We start from the raw sequence: 17,183 nt of genomic DNA, 5'->3' as shown, positions 1-17,183 counted from the left end.
GTTAAAACCACCTTTTTATTAAAATTCTTTTGCGTATTTATTATGTTGCGTAATATTTTGCTGAATTAACTCCATACGATCTTTTCCGAATTGTTCGACTAGTGCATGTGCAAGTTCCCATGCTACAACAGATTCAGCTACTACACCTGCTGCTGGTACTGCACAGCTATCAGATCTTTCAATACTCGCTTGGAATGCTTCTTTCGTATCAATATCAACACTTGCTAACGGTTTGTATAATGTAGGTATTGGTTTCATTACACCTCTTACGACAATTGGCATTCCCGTTGTCATACCGCCTTCTAAACCGCCGGCATTATTCGTTTTTCTCGTGTATCCTTGTTCCTCATCCCATAAAATTTCATCATGCACTTTACTACCTGGCTGTCTTGCCGCTTCAAAACCAACGCCGATTTCAGCACCTTTAAATGCATTAATACTCATAATCGCACCAGCAAGTTTTGCATCTAATTTACGATCGTAATGAACGTAACTACCAACGCCAATCGGCATTCCTTCTGCAATGACTTCAACAATGCCGCCGATTGAATCTCCGCTACTTTTTGCATTATCAATCGCATCCATCATCTCTTGTTCTACTGTTTTATCTAAACATCGAACTGGTGAGCTTTCAGTAATTGTTTGAATTTCTTCAATTGATAAGTTTGAAATATGTTTTGCTTTTACTCCACCAATTTCAAGTACATGCCCTGCAATTTCTACGCCTAATTCTTTTAAAATTTGTTTCGCAACTGCTCCAGCTGCAACCCTTACTGTCGTTTCTCTTGCAGATGAGCGCTCTAGTACGTTTCTTATATCACGGTGACCGTATTTAATTGCCCCGTTTAAATCCGCATGTCCTGGACGTGGTTTCGTAATTGTACGTTTCATTTCTTTACTTTCTTTTTCCGAAATTGGATCTGCACCCATTACTTTCGTCCAATGTTTGAAATCATCATTTTTTACGATTAACGTAATGGGTGAGCCAAGTGTCATCCCATGACGAACACCACTTACAATTTCAACTGTATCCGTTTCAATTTGCATACGTCTTCCGCGTCCGTGCCCTTTTTGTCTTCTTAATAATTCTTTATTAATATGTTCCGCCGCCAGCGTTAAACCTGCTGGTACACCTTCTAAAATAACTGTTAACTGCGGTCCATGTGATTCTCCAGCTGTAATGTATCTCATTTCTCTTGCCCCTTTACTATTTTTTTGTACAAAAAAGTCCCTACTGAGCGCTCAGTAGGGACGATGTTCATCGCGGTACCACCCTAGTTGTAGACTTCTTTCGTCTACCTCTCTTCTTCTTTAACGATCATTAGACCGTCTTTCCCATCAAAACTTGACGAAAAAGATGCTCCAAGGCTGTAATTCATGCTTATCTTTGTACTGATTCACACCAACCATCAGCTCTCTTTAACAGTGAGATAAGCACTACTGTTTCCTCTTCAGCGCATATATAATATGGAATTAAGATAATTTATTTTTGAAACCTTTTAACTCTTCCATGAATCTATGGAATTCCGGAATATCCATTTGTTGTGCAGAATCTGATAATGCAACTGCTGGGTCTGGATGTACTTCAGCCATTACTGCATCTGCGCCAATTGCAAGAGCCGCTTTCGCTGTTGGTAATAATAAATCTCTACGTCCAGTTGAATGCGTTACGTCAACAACAACTGGTAAATGTGTTTCTTTCTTTAAAATCGGTACTGCTGAAATGTCTAATGTGTTACGTGTCGCTCTTTCGTATGTGCGGATACCGCGCTCACAAAGAATAATTTGGTCGTTACCTTGTGCAATGATGTATTCCGCTGCATTAATGAACTCATCAATTGTTGCTGCTAATCCACGTTTTAATAATACTGGCTTGTTAACTTTACCTACAGCTCGTAGTAAATCGAAGTTTTGCATGTTACGTGCACCAACTTGAATTACATCAACGTAGTCTAATGCCATTTCAACATCGTTCGGATTTAAAATTTCACTAATGATCGCTAAGTCGAACTCATCTGCTACTTGACGTAAAATTTGTAATCCTTCTACTCCTAAACCTTGGAAATCGTATGGAGATGTTCTCGGTTTGAAAGCACCACCGCGCATTAATTTTAAGCCTTGGTCTTTCATTGCTTGCCCTACTTGGCGAACTTGCTCTAAGCTTTCTACCGCACAAGGTCCCATAATGAACGTTTGTGTTCCGTTACCAATCAATTCACCTTTTACATCAACAATTGTGTTTTCTTGTTTCTTTTTACGTGATACTAGTAATGCTTTACGGTTATCATCTTCTTGTAATTCTAAGCTAGCTTTGAAGATTGTTTTGAAAATATGTTGAACTGTTGATGTTTCGAATGGTCCTTCGTTATTCTCTGCAATCATATCAAGCACTTCACGCTCACGTACTGGATCAAAACGTTTTGTACCTTGTACTTGCTTTTGTTCCCCAATTTTTTGAACGATTTCACCGCGTTTGTTTAAAAGGTGTAATAGTTGTAAGTTAATTTCATCTACCTGTTTACGTAATTGATCTAATTCATGATTTGCCATTTGGAAATCCTCCTCTAATGTTTTAAAAGTATAGTAAGAGAATGAAAAATTCTCTATTTTCTGAACTGGTCAATTATACAAATTTAAAGTGGAATCGATACCTCTTCTTATTTTAAACTAATAATTCGTACAAAGACACTATCTACTAGTTAAAAACCCACTTTTTTTGTACAAAAAATCCCTACTGATGCAATCAGTAGGGACGATATTTATCGCGGTACCACCCTAGTTGTAGACTTCTTTCGTCTACCTCTCTTCATTGTTAACGATCATCTGACCGTCTTTCCCTTCATAAAGATAAATACTATCTTTACTACGAAAAAGATGCTCTAGGACTGTAATTCGCTCTTGTTTTTGTACTGGTTCACACCGACCACCAGCTCTCTGTTACAGGGAAACAACAACTACTGCTTTTCCTTTCAACGCATGCATATTTAATTTTCAAGTTGGGCCACTAAAATACAAAAAGTCCCTACTGAATAAATCAGTAGGGACGATATTTATCGCGGTACCACCCTAGTTGTAGACTACACTTCTGTCTACCTCTCTTCACTGTTAACGATCAATTGACCGCTTTTTCTTCATAAAGACAATACTATCTTTACTACGAAAAAGATGCTCCAAGACTGTAATTCATGATTATCCCTGTACTGGTTCACACCAACCACCAGCTCTCTGTTACAGTAAGACTAACCACTACTGTGATCTCTTCATTGCACTTTGTTTATTCAAATGTTTTTTGAAATTGAATAAGTATGATTCGTATTATAGAACGCTTTTTAAAACACTGTCAACAACTTTTTATATATTTTTTCAAATTACATTTTTGCTCTACATTTCTTCTTGTAAATTCTCCAGAACAATTCCGATGCGAATTATCTCATTATCTATTGCATTTATTACACATTTTTCTACTCTATATCCAATTAATAATTCTTTTATTTGAATGATTTCAGTTTCAAGTAAATTAGCTTCCTGAAGCGTTTGCAGTAAAGTGAAAAATACGTTTGCATACAACTCTTTATACATCTTTATACTCTCTGTCTTCTCAAGTATTTCATGAAATAACTGTTTTAACTCCGTTTGATTCCCTTTTCCACCCACGTCCGAAAATGATTTGCAAATTATCAATAAGCCTCTTTCTATTATTTCATCCATAAATAATATAATACGTAAAAGCATTACATATTCTCTAGCTGTGATTCCCCCCATTTTCGGTCGCTCTCGCAAAAATATATTGAGCCAAGCTGCCCAAAATTTTTGTTGTTCTTTTGCACTTAACGTTTTGACGTAATAGCATAAGAACTGCATAAATTTAATTTTATTTTCTTCATTTTCTCGTATAAGTAAAGGGTATAACCAATCTGTTTTTTGCTCCCAATACAGTACACATTTAATAAATACAAAACTGAGCCATTTTAAGAAAGCTTCCCTCGTATGCGGATGTAATACTTCCAAATGTTCTACCGCGTACTTAATAAATCGCTTCATTTCTGTAAATAAAGGTAAATTGATTTGTGTGTAACATAAGCCGGCCCATGCATATTTCGTAATCTCATTTTCCTTCTTTAACTCTAAGTACGGTAACAAATATTTTCGGCACCATTGCTTCTCAATATGATAAAGAAATGTAATGTCTGCTACTAAACGAGCTATCATAAAATTTGTCCGTTCTGTACTAATTCTTACTTGTTCTTCAAACAAAAATAAATATTCATACACATTACGATCGTATAAATGATCATATGATAACAGTTTTAATAATACTGCTGTCATTTTTCCAACAGGATGCTGAATCGATTCATTGTAAAAATCTTGTTTTCCAAGCTTAAAATCCGTATCACTTTTCATTACTTGAGGGAATACCGAAAAAGCAAACCGTTTCACATTGCGTATACTATTTTCCTCTAACTCTTCTAATCGATTACTAATTTCATATAGAAAACTACTAATTAACCAATGAAAAGCAGTATTTCTAACAAATTTCTGCAATAGAGGAATAACTTTTTGTATTTGTTCATTTGTCAGTCCTCTGTTATTTCGCCACTCTCTAATACAAACAAACCAAACTTCATTACTTATTTCATGCATACCTACTAATTGATAAGCAAATGAAATACTCCATTCTGTATTCAATTTACATGCTTTCGATAACATCTCTAAAAAATGACGTTGTTCAAAAACACCATCTTGAGAAAATTGCTGAACTTGTTTCATAATTTCCTCATCTTTTAGCTGCAATAATCCATCGGCAGTTACATTACAAGTAATACTTTGTTCTGCGACCTCTTTCTTTTGTACACTGTATCGATCAGAATGAAAGTGAGGATGTTTTTGCTTCATTAACTCATAACCTTTTGCTGTAGATGGACTATTTGTATCACAATTGAATAATAAATCTAAAACGAAACAAACATCAAATGCCCTCTCCTCTGCAAGATCCTTCAGTACAATTTGAATGACTTCTTCTTTTGTTTTTTCTAAAGAGAGTGCGTAATGATTTTTTATAAGTTGAAAAACTTCTTGTTTATACGTGACATCTAAAAGAATCCCTTCCTGTAACAACCATTTTATTTTCTCATCGGCGCTAACAAATATATTTTTATTCATCGCATCAATTGCAATTCGGTTTTGAAGTATGCTGTTTGCTTCTATCATTTCTGTAATATAATAATTTGCTTTTTTCTCATCGTTTTCACATAAATAGGCTAAACATTCTTTTACAATTTGAATTAAAAATGCAAGATCATTTTGCCGAAACTCTTTTTCCACATTTTCCTTATCCCTTTTTTTCAATGCCGTTTGCCTTAGTGATAACATCCGCATCTTCTCTATTCCCATCATCATAATTGGAACGGCGTAATAAGAAATATGCGGTTTCATCTTTTCATTCCAAATTTGCTCCACAAAAGAAAATGTAGACACGGGTAACCGACTCGATTCCTCAAGTTCTATTGATTCCCCGGTATCATTTCCCCATTTTCTTTCACGCTTCAACTTAAGTTTGCCGTCCAAAATAAACGTTAGTAACAATAAAGCAATTTCTTTATGCTCAGGAAAAGAACATTTTTGCAGTAAGTAAGAAATTGTTTCGATCGATTTACTATCTTTTTCAGCTGTTTCTAATAAAAGGAGTGTCCACCTTGCAAACAACAAAGGGTCCATTTTCATTTTCGTTTCGTTTAAGTAGCTACAAATTGTTCTCCATAATAATGGAGATAGTTTAGAATGATTTTTAAAAATTAATTGAAATAATTCTTTTTGATGACTAAAAAGAAATTGTTCCACTAACCATTTTGCCAGTAATTCATCTACCTCGTTATAGTTTGATGTAATTAAAAATAAATTTTGTAATTTCCCTTCCGCTTCAAGCCATTCCACCCATTCATAATCGTGAGCAAATTCAACAAAGTAGCGGACTGTTTCAATTTTTTTTATAGATTGTTTTATGTATGATAATTGTTCCTGCTCTACTGACGGCGGAACTGTTACTATGTCACGAATTCGCATTCGTTTCGTAATATAATTATCCCCCATTAACTCCGCCCATCGTTTTACTGCTTTAACGAGAGATTGATGATTATTACCTTTATTCGGATATACAATCGGCCGTATTCCTAAATGCTCCCAGTGGTACGTATTTTCCCCTTGTGCGACAAATGCATAACGTCTTGTACTTGGTGGTAAACCAGTTGCTAAATATTTCATTACTGGGTCATTATGGCTATATCCAACGAATAAAACGGTATAATTCGAGAATAAATCAACTAAAAATCTTCTTGCCCATCCTTCTGTCAAGTAAGCCCTTCCAAAATCACCATCTGTTAAAATTAACGCTTCTTTTTCTTGTTCTATATTGCCATGTATGTAAGCGAGTCCTTTAAACGCTCTACCTGTAGGTAACGCAGGTGCGTAATATACGTTTAATTCTCTATTCATTTCTTTCATTGCAGTTGTAAAATGTCGATCAAAATTTGTTGTTACAATACGGACTTCTGTATCTAAAGGAAACAACCTCGGAATCGCATAATGAAGCGGATTCGGCTTTGACTTTTCAATATGAACTAAATCTCTTGCAACTTGATGTACATCTTTTGTTTTCGCAATTTTACCAAGATAATAATCATGCGGTTCTGTTATTTCACGTTTTTCGACATATAACGTCTTTGCAATTTCATCAACTAAATCATCAAAATTCGGTAAGTTTGATTTCCCTTTCATAGAAACTCCCGCTCCAACAAATAGTACTAACTTTCCTTTTTCAAGATGATCAATTAACTCGTCTGGAATTTCTACTTCTGAAGTAATCCACACCGAGGATTCCCCCTTACCTAAAAATGTCATATACTCTCATTTTACTATAACATTTTTTTGTTATTTTTATAATATTTAGACTAACTTTCAAACATGAAAAAGTTTTATGTAAATATGCCCGTTGCAATGTATGAACTCCAGAATTTATTGAAAAACTATGTATAAATCGGAGGTGTAAATTTTGAATGATTTCACAGTAGTGCTTATCAAATTTATTTCATGTATTATCGCATTCAGTATTGGACTCGCTTTATTTTTCCCTGCAACGTTCGTCCAAATTATTTCTTTCAGTCTTTTTGTAACAATCGTATCTTATATGTTCGTTGATAAAATTATTTTGAATCGAATTGGCAATACTGGTGCCATTATGTCGGATTTCTTACTAACATATTTAAGTGTATGGATTTTCGGTAATATTTTATTAGACAACTATATGCAAATTGCATGGGGAAGCATCCTTTCTGCGATCGTCTTCACATTATCTGAAGTAATCGTCCATCGCTTCTCTAACTCCCGCACAAGACACCACAACGATAATATTCATATTAATCGCCGTTTTGCATATGGTACGGAATTTGCTGAAGAACAGAATATATTGGATAAAGATAAGAAGAAGTAACATTTTGATGCAGGAGCGCCCTTTTTAATTATGTGGTGCTCCCTTTTTCATGTTTTCATTATGGTACGTGAAATTATATCGACTTATCGACATGATTTCTTCTAATAAAAAACTGCCTCTTATTTAGAGACAGTTTCTTTCAAATCTTTTAATGTAACAACATCAGCAAATGCTCCAAACACTACATTATGATGTTTCACAATGTCTTCCGCACGTAACACGTCTGTATGAAACGTACTATGTGCATCACTCACTAACGTAACTTTATATCCTTCACTAAACGCTCTTCGCGTTGTCGTATCTACACAGTACTCTGTTTGCATACCTGAAATGATAACATGTTCAATTCCTTTTTCTTGTAATACTTCGTTTAAGTTCGTCTCATGGAATGAATCTGGTGTCGTCTTTTCAACGATACGATCCCCTTTTTGCGGAGCGATCGCATCATGCACTTTCCAGCCCTCTGTACCTTTTTCTAACGGATGATCTTTTGGTCCGTTATGTTGTACATAAATAACTGGAATATCATTAGAACGACACTCCCCAATAAGTTCTTGCAATATTTCTAAAAACTTCTCCCCGTTATGTACTGGCATTCCCGCTGTATACATACCTGCTTGCACATCAATTACTATTAAAGCTTTTTTCATTTCGCGCAGCTCCCTTTGTATATATTCCATCATCCAACAATCTTCTAATTTCCCCTCATGCAGCTCATGTTCCTTTAACATCTTCACCTTTTTAAATCCGCATTTTTCATAACATTTTATTGCACGTTCATTATTAACTTTCGGATCCATTGCGATTGCTTCTGCTCCCGTGTTCTCCATAATATATGTAATTGCTGCCTGAACGAGTTTCGTCCCAATTCCTTTTTCCCAATAAGTTGGCTCACCGATAAATTGATCCATTCCCCATACATTTTGAGATTCTTCATATCCATATAATGCTTTCCACTTAGAATCAACTGGATACATTTGAATATAACCAATCGGCATATCATTAAACTCTATTACACATCTTTTTTCATGACTATTGGGATTATGTATGAAATGATTCAGTACCATCTCTACAGATTGCGGATTATCTCGCCCTTCGTAATACTGCAGTACTTCTGGGTCCGTTAACCATTTTGAAATGACCTGTGCATCCTCTTCTTTTACGTACCGTACCGATACATGATCTTTTTGAAATAGCATATAATACCTCTTTTTAATTATTTATATTTTTCCTTGTTGTGAAATCTTTCATTGCACCTATTAATGCGTATGGTAACAATGTAATCGCAAAAAATGCTGTAAATACATTAAAATGAGGAATTTCATATGGAGTGAACCATTCCGTGAAAAATTCAGAATGTAAAATTCTATTTAAAAACTCTCCACCTGGCTTAAAATTTGGTGCCCATCCTGTAATCTCACAAATAATAAAGTGAAACTTTAATCAGTGGGGGGTCTTCCCCCCCCCACTGATTATTAGTTGAACCAATCGGACTTTTATGGGCAGTTGATCCCCCACCTAAATTCTTTGCTTTTCCTGGATTTTGAGGTGGGGGTCTTACTGCCCATTAAAGCGGGATAAATAGTAATTGGACAATTATAAATGCCCCTAGATAGCGAAACCATGTCCGTTTCCAAATTGGCTGCGCCTTATTTAATTCATGTTCCATATAGCTCCCACCTTTTTATTTCCACCCTATTAATTATACACTTTTTACAGTTTATTTGTTAAAATTTTCTATATAATCATACATGCTGGAGGAATTCATTATGTCTAATCCTATACTTAAATCAACATTAATCATTCTTAGAGGAAACTCCGCAAGCGGTAAAACAATAATCGCAAAGCAACTACAAGAACATTTCGGACAAGGGACACTTTTAGTATCACAAGATGTTGTACGTAGAGATATGCTTAGAGTACACGATACGATGGGCAATTTATCACATGATTTACTATATGAAATTACAAAGTACGGAAAAGGGAAATGTGAGTTTGTTATTTTAGAAGGTATTTTAAACAGTCGAAGATACGGTGAAATGTTGAAAGAGTTAATACATTTTTTTGAAGGAAACGCCTATACATATTACTTTGATTTATCATTAAAAGAAACGATTCGACGACATAATACAAGGGACAAACGACATGAATTTGGTGAGGATTCCCTACAAAAATGGTATAATCCGCACGATACTATTAAGGTTGCCAGAGAAACTATTTTTACAGATAATTTCACGCAAAAAGACATATTTGATGCGATTCTTACTGATGTTGCGATACAAAAATAAAAGCCAGTCTCAATTAAGAAAACTGACTTCTATCTAGTTTACTATATTTATTAAAGAATTTTAACTTTAACAGTTTGCCTTCCCCAATTCATAGCTTTACTTTTTGAACCCATTAAAACATCAATACGATTTCCTTTAATGGCACTTCCAGTATCACCAGCGATAGCTTCTCCATAACCTTCTACCCAAACTTTAGATCCTAATGGGATTACTTTCGGATCAACTGCGATAATTCTCATATTCGGATTAGCCGTTAAATCATGCCCCATCGCAGTTAAAACGCGTCCACCATATGTACCATTCTCACTCGGATCAGCAGTATATGCTGTCGCCACCACCGTTAATTCACGTTTAGCAGACTGCGTGTTATTTTTAGACTCTTCTTTTGTCTTTATTGCTTCTCGGGCTTTTGCTTCTTCCTTGGCCTTCGCTATTTCTCGTGCTTTCGCCTCTTCCTTAGCTTTGGCTATTTCTCGTGCTTTCTCTTCTTCTTTAGCCTTCGCTATTTCTTGCGCTTTTGCTTCTTCTTTAGCCTTTGTTATTTCTTGCGCCTTCGCTTCTTCTTTAGCCTTTGCTATTTCTTGCGCCTTCGCTTCTTCTTTAGCCTTTGCTATTTCTTGCGCCTTCGCTTCTTCTTTAGCCTTTGCTATTTCTTGCGCTTTCTCTTCTTCTTTAGTCTTTGCTATTTCTTGCGCTTTTGCTTCTTCTTTAGCCTTTGCTATTTCTCGTGCTTTCTCTTCTTCTTTAGCCTTCGCTATTTCTTGCGCTTTCTCTTCTTCTTTAGCCTTTGCTATTTCTTGCGCTTTCTCTTCTTCTTTAGCTTTGGCTACTTCTTGGACTTTCACTTCTTCCTTAGGTTTCGCTACTTCTTGGACTTTCACTTCTTCCTTAGGTTTCGCTACTTCTTGGACTTTCACTTCTTCCTTAGGTTTCGCTACTTCTTGGACTTTCACTTCTTCCTTAGCTTTAACCGTTTTTTGTACTTTCGCTACTTGCTTCGTTTTCTCGCCGGCCTTTTTTTCAATTGGTGCTTTACTTGATAAGAAAGAAACATTTACATAAGCTGTTTTTCCCTTATACTCAAATTGTAGCCATCCGTCTTTTACTTGCTTCGTTGATTCAATTACATCATCTTTTTTCAGTCTGCCAAGAATTTTTGATTCTGTGTTTGATTCAGAACGTACATTTAACAAATCTGCTGTTACATGGTAAATATCTTTAGTAAACTCCGAGCTTACAAATACTTCTTTACCATTTAACTCAATTTTTGACCAGCCATCTTCGGTATTTATGACTTTTAATTCTTCCCCGTTTTTTACTTTTTCGACCACTTTTGATTCCGTAGTCGGTTTTTCACGTACGTTGAGTACATCTGCTGTTACGATCGTTTCTGCAGTAGCAGTTGTAGTAAATGCTCCCAATCCGAAAACAGTTGCTGTTGCTGCGCCAATTACTTTTTTCATATTAACCTCCATTATATTTTTTGAATTCTATCAAATACTCCCATTAAAATAAGAGATTTAATGAAAGCATTCGCAACAGATATATTAATACGACTTAATATACTGTTATTAAAACTCCTTACTCCAATACTATCAAATTCTTATTTCTAATTCTATATATTATAACTTTCTATATCCCCTATAAACGTTTTATCCCCTTCTTCATACTTAATAGTTTTCTTTCAATTACTAAAACATATATAAAACCAACCTATCCTCAATATAGCCAAAAATACATATATGATATGTTACGACTTAGTAATGAGCGTACCAATGAACTTTTAATACATTACAACATTCAGGGAATCTTACATTAGATGGAGCGTGTTTTACTGAAAACAACGGTTATGGTAGTGTAAGTAATAGTGTTAAAGACAATCTTTCTGACGAACAAAAAAAATTTTAGTTTGGAGGAATACTATGCCAAAACTATATTGTAATTATTGATCCGAACAACATCCCCTCGCGCAAAATTTTACTAAATATAAGTTTTACATCCAAGAAAATTTGTGAGATTGATGGATTACCTGGGTTTTGATTAAATACATATCACTATAAAAAGGCTGTGCTCTATATGACGCACAGCCTTTTTCTTTATTCAAACGATCCTCTTCTTCTCTAATAAGACTCTTCCTATATTAAAAATAAATGCGATAAAAAATATAGTTGCGCCCATTAAAAATGCTAAATTATAACTACGAATTATTCCTTGCTGATATTCCTCCTTTACTTGTTTGTAAATTTTTCGCTCTCCATCAGATTTTAATATGATTTGCTGTTTTTTATTTATCGCTTGCAGTACTTCCCCCCTTTCTAAATTTGACAAATCACTTTTTTTAATCACAGTTACTACTTCCCTATTTACCTTCTCTTTTTCAACTAATAATTGATGATTCAGAAACATCACAAGTATCGCAACCCCAACAATACTTCCAACTGTTCTTGAAATATTACATATACTTGCAGCAACACCTGATTTTTCAATAGGCACACTTAAAACTGCTGTTGTTGTATATGGCGCTAATGTGCAACCTGTTCCAATCCCAACGATTATTAATCGCCAAATATAATCCCATGTAGTAAAGTTTGAATCTATTTGACTAAATAAATATGATGATATGATAAATGTTAGTAGCCCTACACTACCTATTAATGAACTCCCCTGCTTTGCTGCAATTGGTGTTACTATTGCTGTAACAAGCATTGAAACAATAGCTAGTGTGCTAATGATTAAACCTGACTGTAATTCTGACATACCTCCTACTTGAACGAAATAAAAAGCAAGTATAAACAAAAAGTTCATTAATCCCATTCCAACAAAGAATAAAGAAAGATTCGAGAGTGCGAACTCTTTATTTGTGAATAATTTTAATGGCAACATTGGATTTTCACTTTTCTTTTCAATGATAAAAAACAATTTAAATCCTATGAGTGAGAGCATAAAAAGAAGTATTAAGCTTATCATGCTTAAATGATTTGTATTTACTTGTATGAGTGCATATACGAGTAAGCATAGTGCAGATGCAGAAGTAATCATACCTGCCCAATCTATTTTAGAGCTTGCAGCATGATCATACGATTCCTTAATACAAAGAATCACGAAGATAAGAGATAAAATACCAACTGGTATATTAATAAAAAACACCCAACTCCAATTTAATTTTTCAGTTAAAACGCCTCCAAGTGAAGGGCCAATCGCCGCTGCTAATCCCCCAAAAGCTCCCATGACGCCTCCTATCATACCTTGTTTTTCTTTCGGTACTAAATTAAGGCCTAATGGCATAGCAACTGGTACGATAACTGCGGCAGAAAGTCCTTGTATTACCCTAAAAGCAACTAATGTATGAAAAGAAGTGGCTATACCGCACATAAATGAACTAATAGAAAAAAACAATAAACCAATAATATACAGTTTCTTGCGACCAAACTGATCCGCCAGACGTGCTGCAATTAATAAACACGATACAAAGGCAACATTATAACTATTAGCAACCCAAGAAATTGTATCAATTGAAGTATGAAATGTCTTTGTCATTTCTGGTAATGCGATATTCACAATATTTGAATCTAAAATTGCCATAAAAAAACCTGCAATTAAAGCTATTAATGCAAATATATTCCTCATTTCTGCCACCCTTATTCGTTTTATTTATTTAAAATCCCATTCATAAATAAATTTACACATGTCTCTATATACTCTTCTAACTGAATTTCTTCTTCCGATATACTTACATTCATAATGTATAAAAACAGTTGTCCATAAAACATATTCGCTATCAAACGGTAATTACAGGTGGAAATGTGTCCCTTCTCACCAAGTTGCTTTAAATATTTTTCTAAGTGATTCACTAGATGTGAATTTAACTCATGTAGTAATGTTTTCATTTCACTATTTTGTCTTGATTCTATTAACGCAGCCCAAATATAGTTCAGCTTTGGCAAATTGGTTTGAATATATGTTTCTGCTACTTTTGTAAGGTCCTTATATAAATCACCCGTAAATTGCTCTTCTATTTCCTCTAACAAGGCCACTGGTGTCGTCCGTAAAATAATACTCTCCCTAAAAAGATTTTCCTTATTTTTAAAATTACGAAATATCGTTAACTCGCTCACTCCCGCTTTTTCTGCCACTTCACGAATTGTTGTCGCTGTATAGCCCTTTTCTCCGAATAATAGCGTAGCAGCTTCCATAACTTTTTCTCGTGCTGTTAATTTCCCCATTTTTATTCCTCCATTCAATATGTAAGTAAGTAATTACTAACATATTATCACAAAAGAAAAATGAAAGTAACTAGTTACTTTCATTTTCTGGAATTTCATTATCTAACTTCTAGAAAATAAAAATTTCTCACATATTAACAAAGCGTCTCATTCCCAAGTTTCCAGCTAAACCATCTCCCATGCCCTTCCGTTTCTCCAACCGTTTCACGATATTCGTTTCCGTTAATATAATAATCAATATGAAGGTCCCGGTCCCACATGTTGTTATAAAGATGGAATACATCACGATTTGCACCTATTTCTTGGATTTGTTTTTCCAGCTTACGTTTTACTTGTTCTGGTATTTGATTTGCGACGTGTGTATGGAAAATACAGATAACAGCATCTCTACTTATTCGTTCAATAATAGATGGTAATAGCTCCACGCCGTCTCCTTCTACTAATTGAACAGATTCATTTTTCACTAAAGATGCAGCTTGGTCAAAGAGTTCAAGCCTTTCCTTATGTTCTGGCCAAACAAGTGCACGTAGCCATAAATAATCTTCGTTACTATGTAAATCATTTACATGTAAATCTAGTCCGATTCTTTCTAAGACAGGTGGACTTTCTTTTAAAAGCTGAGGCACATTCTCCCCTCTTATTTCAGAAGTTACATGTACATTCGAATTTATATTTCCGTAACTTTCACCTGTACCGTACGAATAGCTATATTGGTCCCAAAATAGTTGTAATCCAGAACTTGTCCCAATTTCTATTAAAGCTAACGGTTTATTCACTTTGTTAAATATGTAATTGAAACTTGGATATAAGTACGCACATCGTCTTACTTCATTCGTTTGAACAAGTTTCGTTTGTAATAAAGTAATGATTTCCTCTCTGTACATTTTACAGAAATCTTTAAAATGATGAAAAGCTTGATCTAAATCCGTATTAGCACTTTCAACTAAGCTACTATAATACGTTTTCAGATGATGTTCTTTCCCTGCTAGTAATAAATAATGTACTGCACCTAATAATAAGTTTGGGACTGGTTGACCTACCTGAGCATAAGACGATAGTGTAAGTACTTCCTCATCTTCAGCTATTTTTATTGCTAAGTATTCATATAAGTCACTTGACCCTTTACATTCCTTTATTGAAAAATTTCGAAATAAGCTTGCGATTTGTTCTTGTGTATGCATGTGTATCCCTCCTTTAATTTTCAGAATAATCATACAATAAACAGAGCAAAAAATTCCACAAAAAGGTATCCTTTCTACCCGCTTTTGGATACGTAAGCTTTTTCGAGATAATTTCAAACTGTAATTTTTTTCTATTTATCACCTTAAAAGAGCTTGTTAAATAAGATTTTTGGCGAATAAAACGTTAAATAGTTTAAAATTATCAGATAACACTAGATATTTTAGTCTATTAATTATTATAATAGAGTATGAGATGGTTATACAATTGAGACAAAAAAGGTAAATACCTAGGTGGGGCCTAGGCGGTGTTTCTCTTTTACGGCTTAGACATAGAAAACACCTACTCTTTTTTGCCAATATAGGGGATGGAGAGATTATCATGAGCAACATGCAGCAAAAAACAGACGTTATCTTAATTGGTGCAGGAATTATGAGTGCAACGTTAGGCTCATTGCTAAAAGAATTAGCACCAGAATGGGAAATTAAAGTTTTTGAAAAACTCGCAAGTGCCGGGGAAGAAAGCTCTAATGAATGGAATAATGCAGGTACAGGGCATTCTGCGCTATGCGAACTGAACTATACTTCCGAAAAATCTGACGGATCTATAGATATTAGTAAGGCTGTAAAAGTGAATGAGCAATTCCAGCTTTCAAGACAATTTTGGGCATATCTTGTAAAAAGCAAATTAATTCGTAATCCACAAGATTTTATTATGCCTCTACCTCATATGAGTTTAGTACAAGGTGAAAAAAATGTGCAGTTTCTAAAAAACCGTTTTGAAGCGCTTTCAAAAAATCCACTGTTTCAAGGAATGGAGTTTTCCGATTCTCCTGAAACATTAAAAAAATGGCTTCCACTCATTATGGAAGGTCGTACATCTAATGAGCCTATGGCGGCAACGAAAATTGACTCTGGAACAGATGTTAACTTTGGTGCATTAACACGAATGTTGTTTGATTACTTAAAAACGAAAAATGTCGAGCTAAACTACAAACATAGTGTCGAAAACATTAAACGCACGAAAAATGGTTTGTGGGAAGTGAAAGTACACGATATGAATAGTGGTAAAATTGAGCATCACACTGCTAAATTCGTCTTTATCGGCGGCGGTGGCGGTAGCCTACCCCTACTACAAAAGACTGGTATCCCTGAATCAAAACATATTGGTGGATTCCCGGTAAGTGGACTATTTATGGTATGTAAAAACCAAAAAGTTGTAGAGCAACATCATGCGAAAGTATACGGTAAAGCTAAAGTTGGCGCTCCGCCAATGTCTGTACCTCACCTTGATACGAGATATATAGACAATAAAAAAGCTTTATTGTTCGGACCGTTCGCAGGGTTCTCACCTAAATTCTTAAAAACTGGCTCAAACCTTGACTTAATCGGTTCTGTAAAGCCGAATAACGTCTTAACGATGTTAGCTGCTGGTGTAAAAGAAATGGGATTAACAAAATACTTAATTCAGCAAGTTATGTTATCACATGAAAAACGTATGGAAGAATTACGCGAATTCATTCCGAACGCAAAAAGTGAAGATTGGGATATTGTAGTTGCTGGTCAGCGTGTACAAGTAATTAAAGATACTGATGCTGGCGGTAAAGGAACACTTCAATTCGGTACAGAAGTTGTTAGTGCGGCTGATGGATCAATCGCAGCGTTACTAGGTGCATCACCGGGTGCTTCTACTGCCGTTCATGTTATGCTTGAAGTACTAGAAAAATGTTTCCCAAGCCGAATGGTAGAATGGGAAGGAAAAATAAAAGAAATGATTCCTTCTTACGGCATTTCATTAACAGAAAATCCAAGATTGTTCCAAGACCTTCACACTTCTACAGGTCGTACACTTGGATTAAATGAAAAAGAAACAGTTCATAATTAATGAAGAAATAAAAACGAGGTTGTCCCAAAAGGTCGTTAAAAACGAACTTTTGGAGACAACTTCTTTTATTTTTCCTGTATATGGATAAAAACCCCAATCATAAGTAGAAAAACAATGGGTTTTCTA

Annotated in this window: 11 protein-coding genes, 4 pseudogenes and 3 other annotated features; of the genes and pseudogenes, 4 read left to right on the top strand and 11 right to left on the bottom strand. The window is 35.0% G+C overall.

Translation table 11 applies throughout. The annotated features are described in order from the left end of the window. Window positions 1-18: 18 nt before the first annotated feature. From aroC to ACTFSI_RS12390, 3 genes are all read right to left on the bottom strand, one after another. Complete coding sequence (gene aroC / locus ACTFSI_RS12400; protein WP_001269401.1) at window positions 19-1,191, bottom strand: chorismate synthase; 1,173 nt, start codon at window positions 1,189-1,191, stop codon at window positions 19-21. A 53-nt stretch (window positions 1,192-1,244) separates the two neighbouring features. Then, window positions 1,245-1,464 (bottom strand) — a binding site (T-box leader). 9 nt (window positions 1,465-1,473) lie between these two features. Next, window positions 1,474-2,550, bottom strand: coding sequence for a bifunctional 3-deoxy-7-phosphoheptulonate synthase/chorismate mutase (locus ACTFSI_RS12395; protein WP_001273582.1), 1,077 nt, complete (start codon window positions 2,548-2,550; stop codon window positions 1,474-1,476). 195 nt (window positions 2,551-2,745) lie between these two features. Then, window positions 2,746-2,982, bottom strand: a binding site (T-box leader). Window positions 2,983-3,036: 54 nt separating this feature from the next. Continuing rightward, window positions 3,037-3,273, bottom strand: a binding site (T-box leader). Between the two features lie 108 nt (window positions 3,274-3,381). Further along, on the bottom strand, window positions 3,382-6,894 hold the full coding sequence (locus ACTFSI_RS12390; protein WP_080776566.1) for a DUF4020 domain-containing protein: 3,513 nt from the start codon (window positions 6,892-6,894) through the stop codon (window positions 3,382-3,384). 151 nt (window positions 6,895-7,045) lie between these two features. On the opposite strand from ACTFSI_RS12390, the gene ACTFSI_RS12385 reads away from it, so the two are divergent. Then, the gene (locus ACTFSI_RS12385) at window positions 7,046-7,483 is read left to right on the top strand and encodes a YndM family protein (RefSeq protein WP_000997706.1); all 438 of its coding nucleotides are present in this window, start codon (window positions 7,046-7,048) and stop codon (window positions 7,481-7,483) included. A gap of 119 nt (window positions 7,484-7,602) precedes the next feature. Here ACTFSI_RS12385 and ACTFSI_RS12380 read toward each other — a convergent pair whose 3' ends face one another. From ACTFSI_RS12380 to ACTFSI_RS12365, 4 genes and pseudogenes are all read right to left on the bottom strand, one after another. Continuing rightward, the gene (locus ACTFSI_RS12380) at window positions 7,603-8,133 is read right to left on the bottom strand and encodes a cysteine hydrolase family protein (protein WP_241747724.1); all 531 of its coding nucleotides are present in this window, start codon (window positions 8,131-8,133) and stop codon (window positions 7,603-7,605) included. A 21-nt stretch (window positions 8,134-8,154) separates the two neighbouring features. Further along, a pseudogene (locus tag ACTFSI_RS12375) lies at window positions 8,155-8,682 on the bottom strand (GNAT family N-acetyltransferase); the annotation flags it as partial. Window positions 8,683-8,695: 13 nt separating this feature from the next. After that, a pseudogene (locus ACTFSI_RS12370) lies at window positions 8,696-8,914 on the bottom strand (YfzA family protein); the annotation flags it as partial. A gap of 151 nt (window positions 8,915-9,065) precedes the next feature. After that, window positions 9,066-9,152, bottom strand: a pseudogene (locus tag ACTFSI_RS12365) (YfzA family protein); the annotation flags it as partial. Window positions 9,153-9,252: 100 nt separating this feature from the next. On the opposite strand from ACTFSI_RS12365, the gene ACTFSI_RS12360 reads away from it, so the two are divergent. Further along, window positions 9,253-9,771: a kinase gene (locus ACTFSI_RS12360; RefSeq protein ID WP_044793574.1), complete on the top strand. Its 519-nt coding sequence runs from the start codon at window positions 9,253-9,255 to the stop codon at window positions 9,769-9,771. Window positions 9,772-9,821: 50 nt separating this feature from the next. Here the strand turns inward: ACTFSI_RS12360 and entB are convergent, their stop codons facing one another. Beyond that, entirely contained in the window at window positions 9,822-11,234 is a 1,413-nt protein-coding gene (gene entB, locus ACTFSI_RS12355) for a cell wall-binding protein EntB (RefSeq protein WP_440045418.1), read from the bottom strand. Between the two features lie 478 nt (window positions 11,235-11,712). On the opposite strand from entB, the pseudogene ACTFSI_RS12350 reads away from it, so the two are divergent. Continuing rightward, window positions 11,713-11,811, top strand: a pseudogene (locus ACTFSI_RS12350) (GNAT family N-acetyltransferase); the annotation flags it as partial. 60 nt (window positions 11,812-11,871) lie between these two features. On the opposite strand, the gene ACTFSI_RS12345 reads toward ACTFSI_RS12350, so the two are convergent. From ACTFSI_RS12345 to ACTFSI_RS12335, 3 genes are all read right to left on the bottom strand, one after another. Continuing rightward, on the bottom strand, window positions 11,872-13,398 hold the full coding sequence (locus tag ACTFSI_RS12345) for an MFS transporter (protein ID WP_138321817.1): 1,527 nt from the start codon (window positions 13,396-13,398) through the stop codon (window positions 11,872-11,874). A 20-nt stretch (window positions 13,399-13,418) separates the two neighbouring features. After that, window positions 13,419-13,994, bottom strand: coding sequence for a TetR/AcrR family transcriptional regulator (locus tag ACTFSI_RS12340; protein WP_000517415.1), 576 nt, complete (start codon window positions 13,992-13,994; stop codon window positions 13,419-13,421). A 134-nt stretch (window positions 13,995-14,128) separates the two neighbouring features. Then, the gene (locus ACTFSI_RS12335; protein WP_138321814.1) at window positions 14,129-15,175 is read right to left on the bottom strand and encodes a DUF2332 domain-containing protein; all 1,047 of its coding nucleotides are present in this window, start codon (window positions 15,173-15,175) and stop codon (window positions 14,129-14,131) included. Between the two features lie 379 nt (window positions 15,176-15,554). On the opposite strand from ACTFSI_RS12335, the gene ACTFSI_RS12330 reads away from it, so the two are divergent. After that, a complete protein-coding gene (locus ACTFSI_RS12330; RefSeq protein WP_000069168.1) occupies window positions 15,555-17,057 on the top strand; it encodes a malate:quinone oxidoreductase in 1,503 nt (500 codons plus the stop codon). The last annotated feature ends 126 nt before the right edge of the window (window positions 17,058-17,183 follow it).

This window comes from Bacillus cereus group sp. MYBK101-2 (genome assembly GCF_051918845.1).
Lineage (GTDB): Bacteria > Bacillota > Bacilli > Bacillales > Bacillaceae_G > Bacillus_A > Bacillus_A paranthracis.
This window is presented reverse-complemented; position numbering and strand designations above follow the sequence as displayed.

What these genes read in the sequence shown, in the direction of transcription:
- aroC (WP_001269401.1), bottom strand. Translation starts at nt 1,191, where the DNA reads ATGAGATACATTACAGCTGGAGAATCACATGGACCGCAGTTAACAGTT.
- ACTFSI_RS12395 (WP_001273582.1), bottom strand. Translation starts at nt 2,550, where the DNA reads ATGGCAAATCATGAATTAGATCAATTACGTAAACAGGTAGATGAAATT.
- ACTFSI_RS12390 (WP_080776566.1), bottom strand. Translation starts at nt 6,894, where the DNA reads ATGACATTTTTAGGTAAGGGGGAATCCTCGGTGTGGATTACTTCAGAA.
- ACTFSI_RS12380 (WP_241747724.1), bottom strand. Translation starts at nt 8,133, where the DNA reads ATGAAAAAAGCTTTAATAGTAATTGATGTGCAAGCAGGTATGTATACA.
- ACTFSI_RS12360 (WP_044793574.1), top strand. Translation starts at nt 9,253, where the DNA reads ATGTCTAATCCTATACTTAAATCAACATTAATCATTCTTAGAGGAAAC.
- entB (WP_440045418.1), bottom strand. Translation starts at nt 11,234, where the DNA reads ATGAAAAAAGTAATTGGCGCAGCAACAGCAACTGTTTTCGGATTGGGA.
- ACTFSI_RS12345 (WP_138321817.1), bottom strand. Translation starts at nt 13,398, where the DNA reads ATGAGGAATATATTTGCATTAATAGCTTTAATTGCAGGTTTTTTTATG.
- ACTFSI_RS12340 (WP_000517415.1), bottom strand. Translation starts at nt 13,994, where the DNA reads ATGGGGAAATTAACAGCACGAGAAAAAGTTATGGAAGCTGCTACGCTA.
- ACTFSI_RS12335 (WP_138321814.1), bottom strand. Translation starts at nt 15,175, where the DNA reads ATGCATACACAAGAACAAATCGCAAGCTTATTTCGAAATTTTTCAATA.
- ACTFSI_RS12330 (WP_000069168.1), top strand. Translation starts at nt 15,555, where the DNA reads ATGAGCAACATGCAGCAAAAAACAGACGTTATCTTAATTGGTGCAGGA.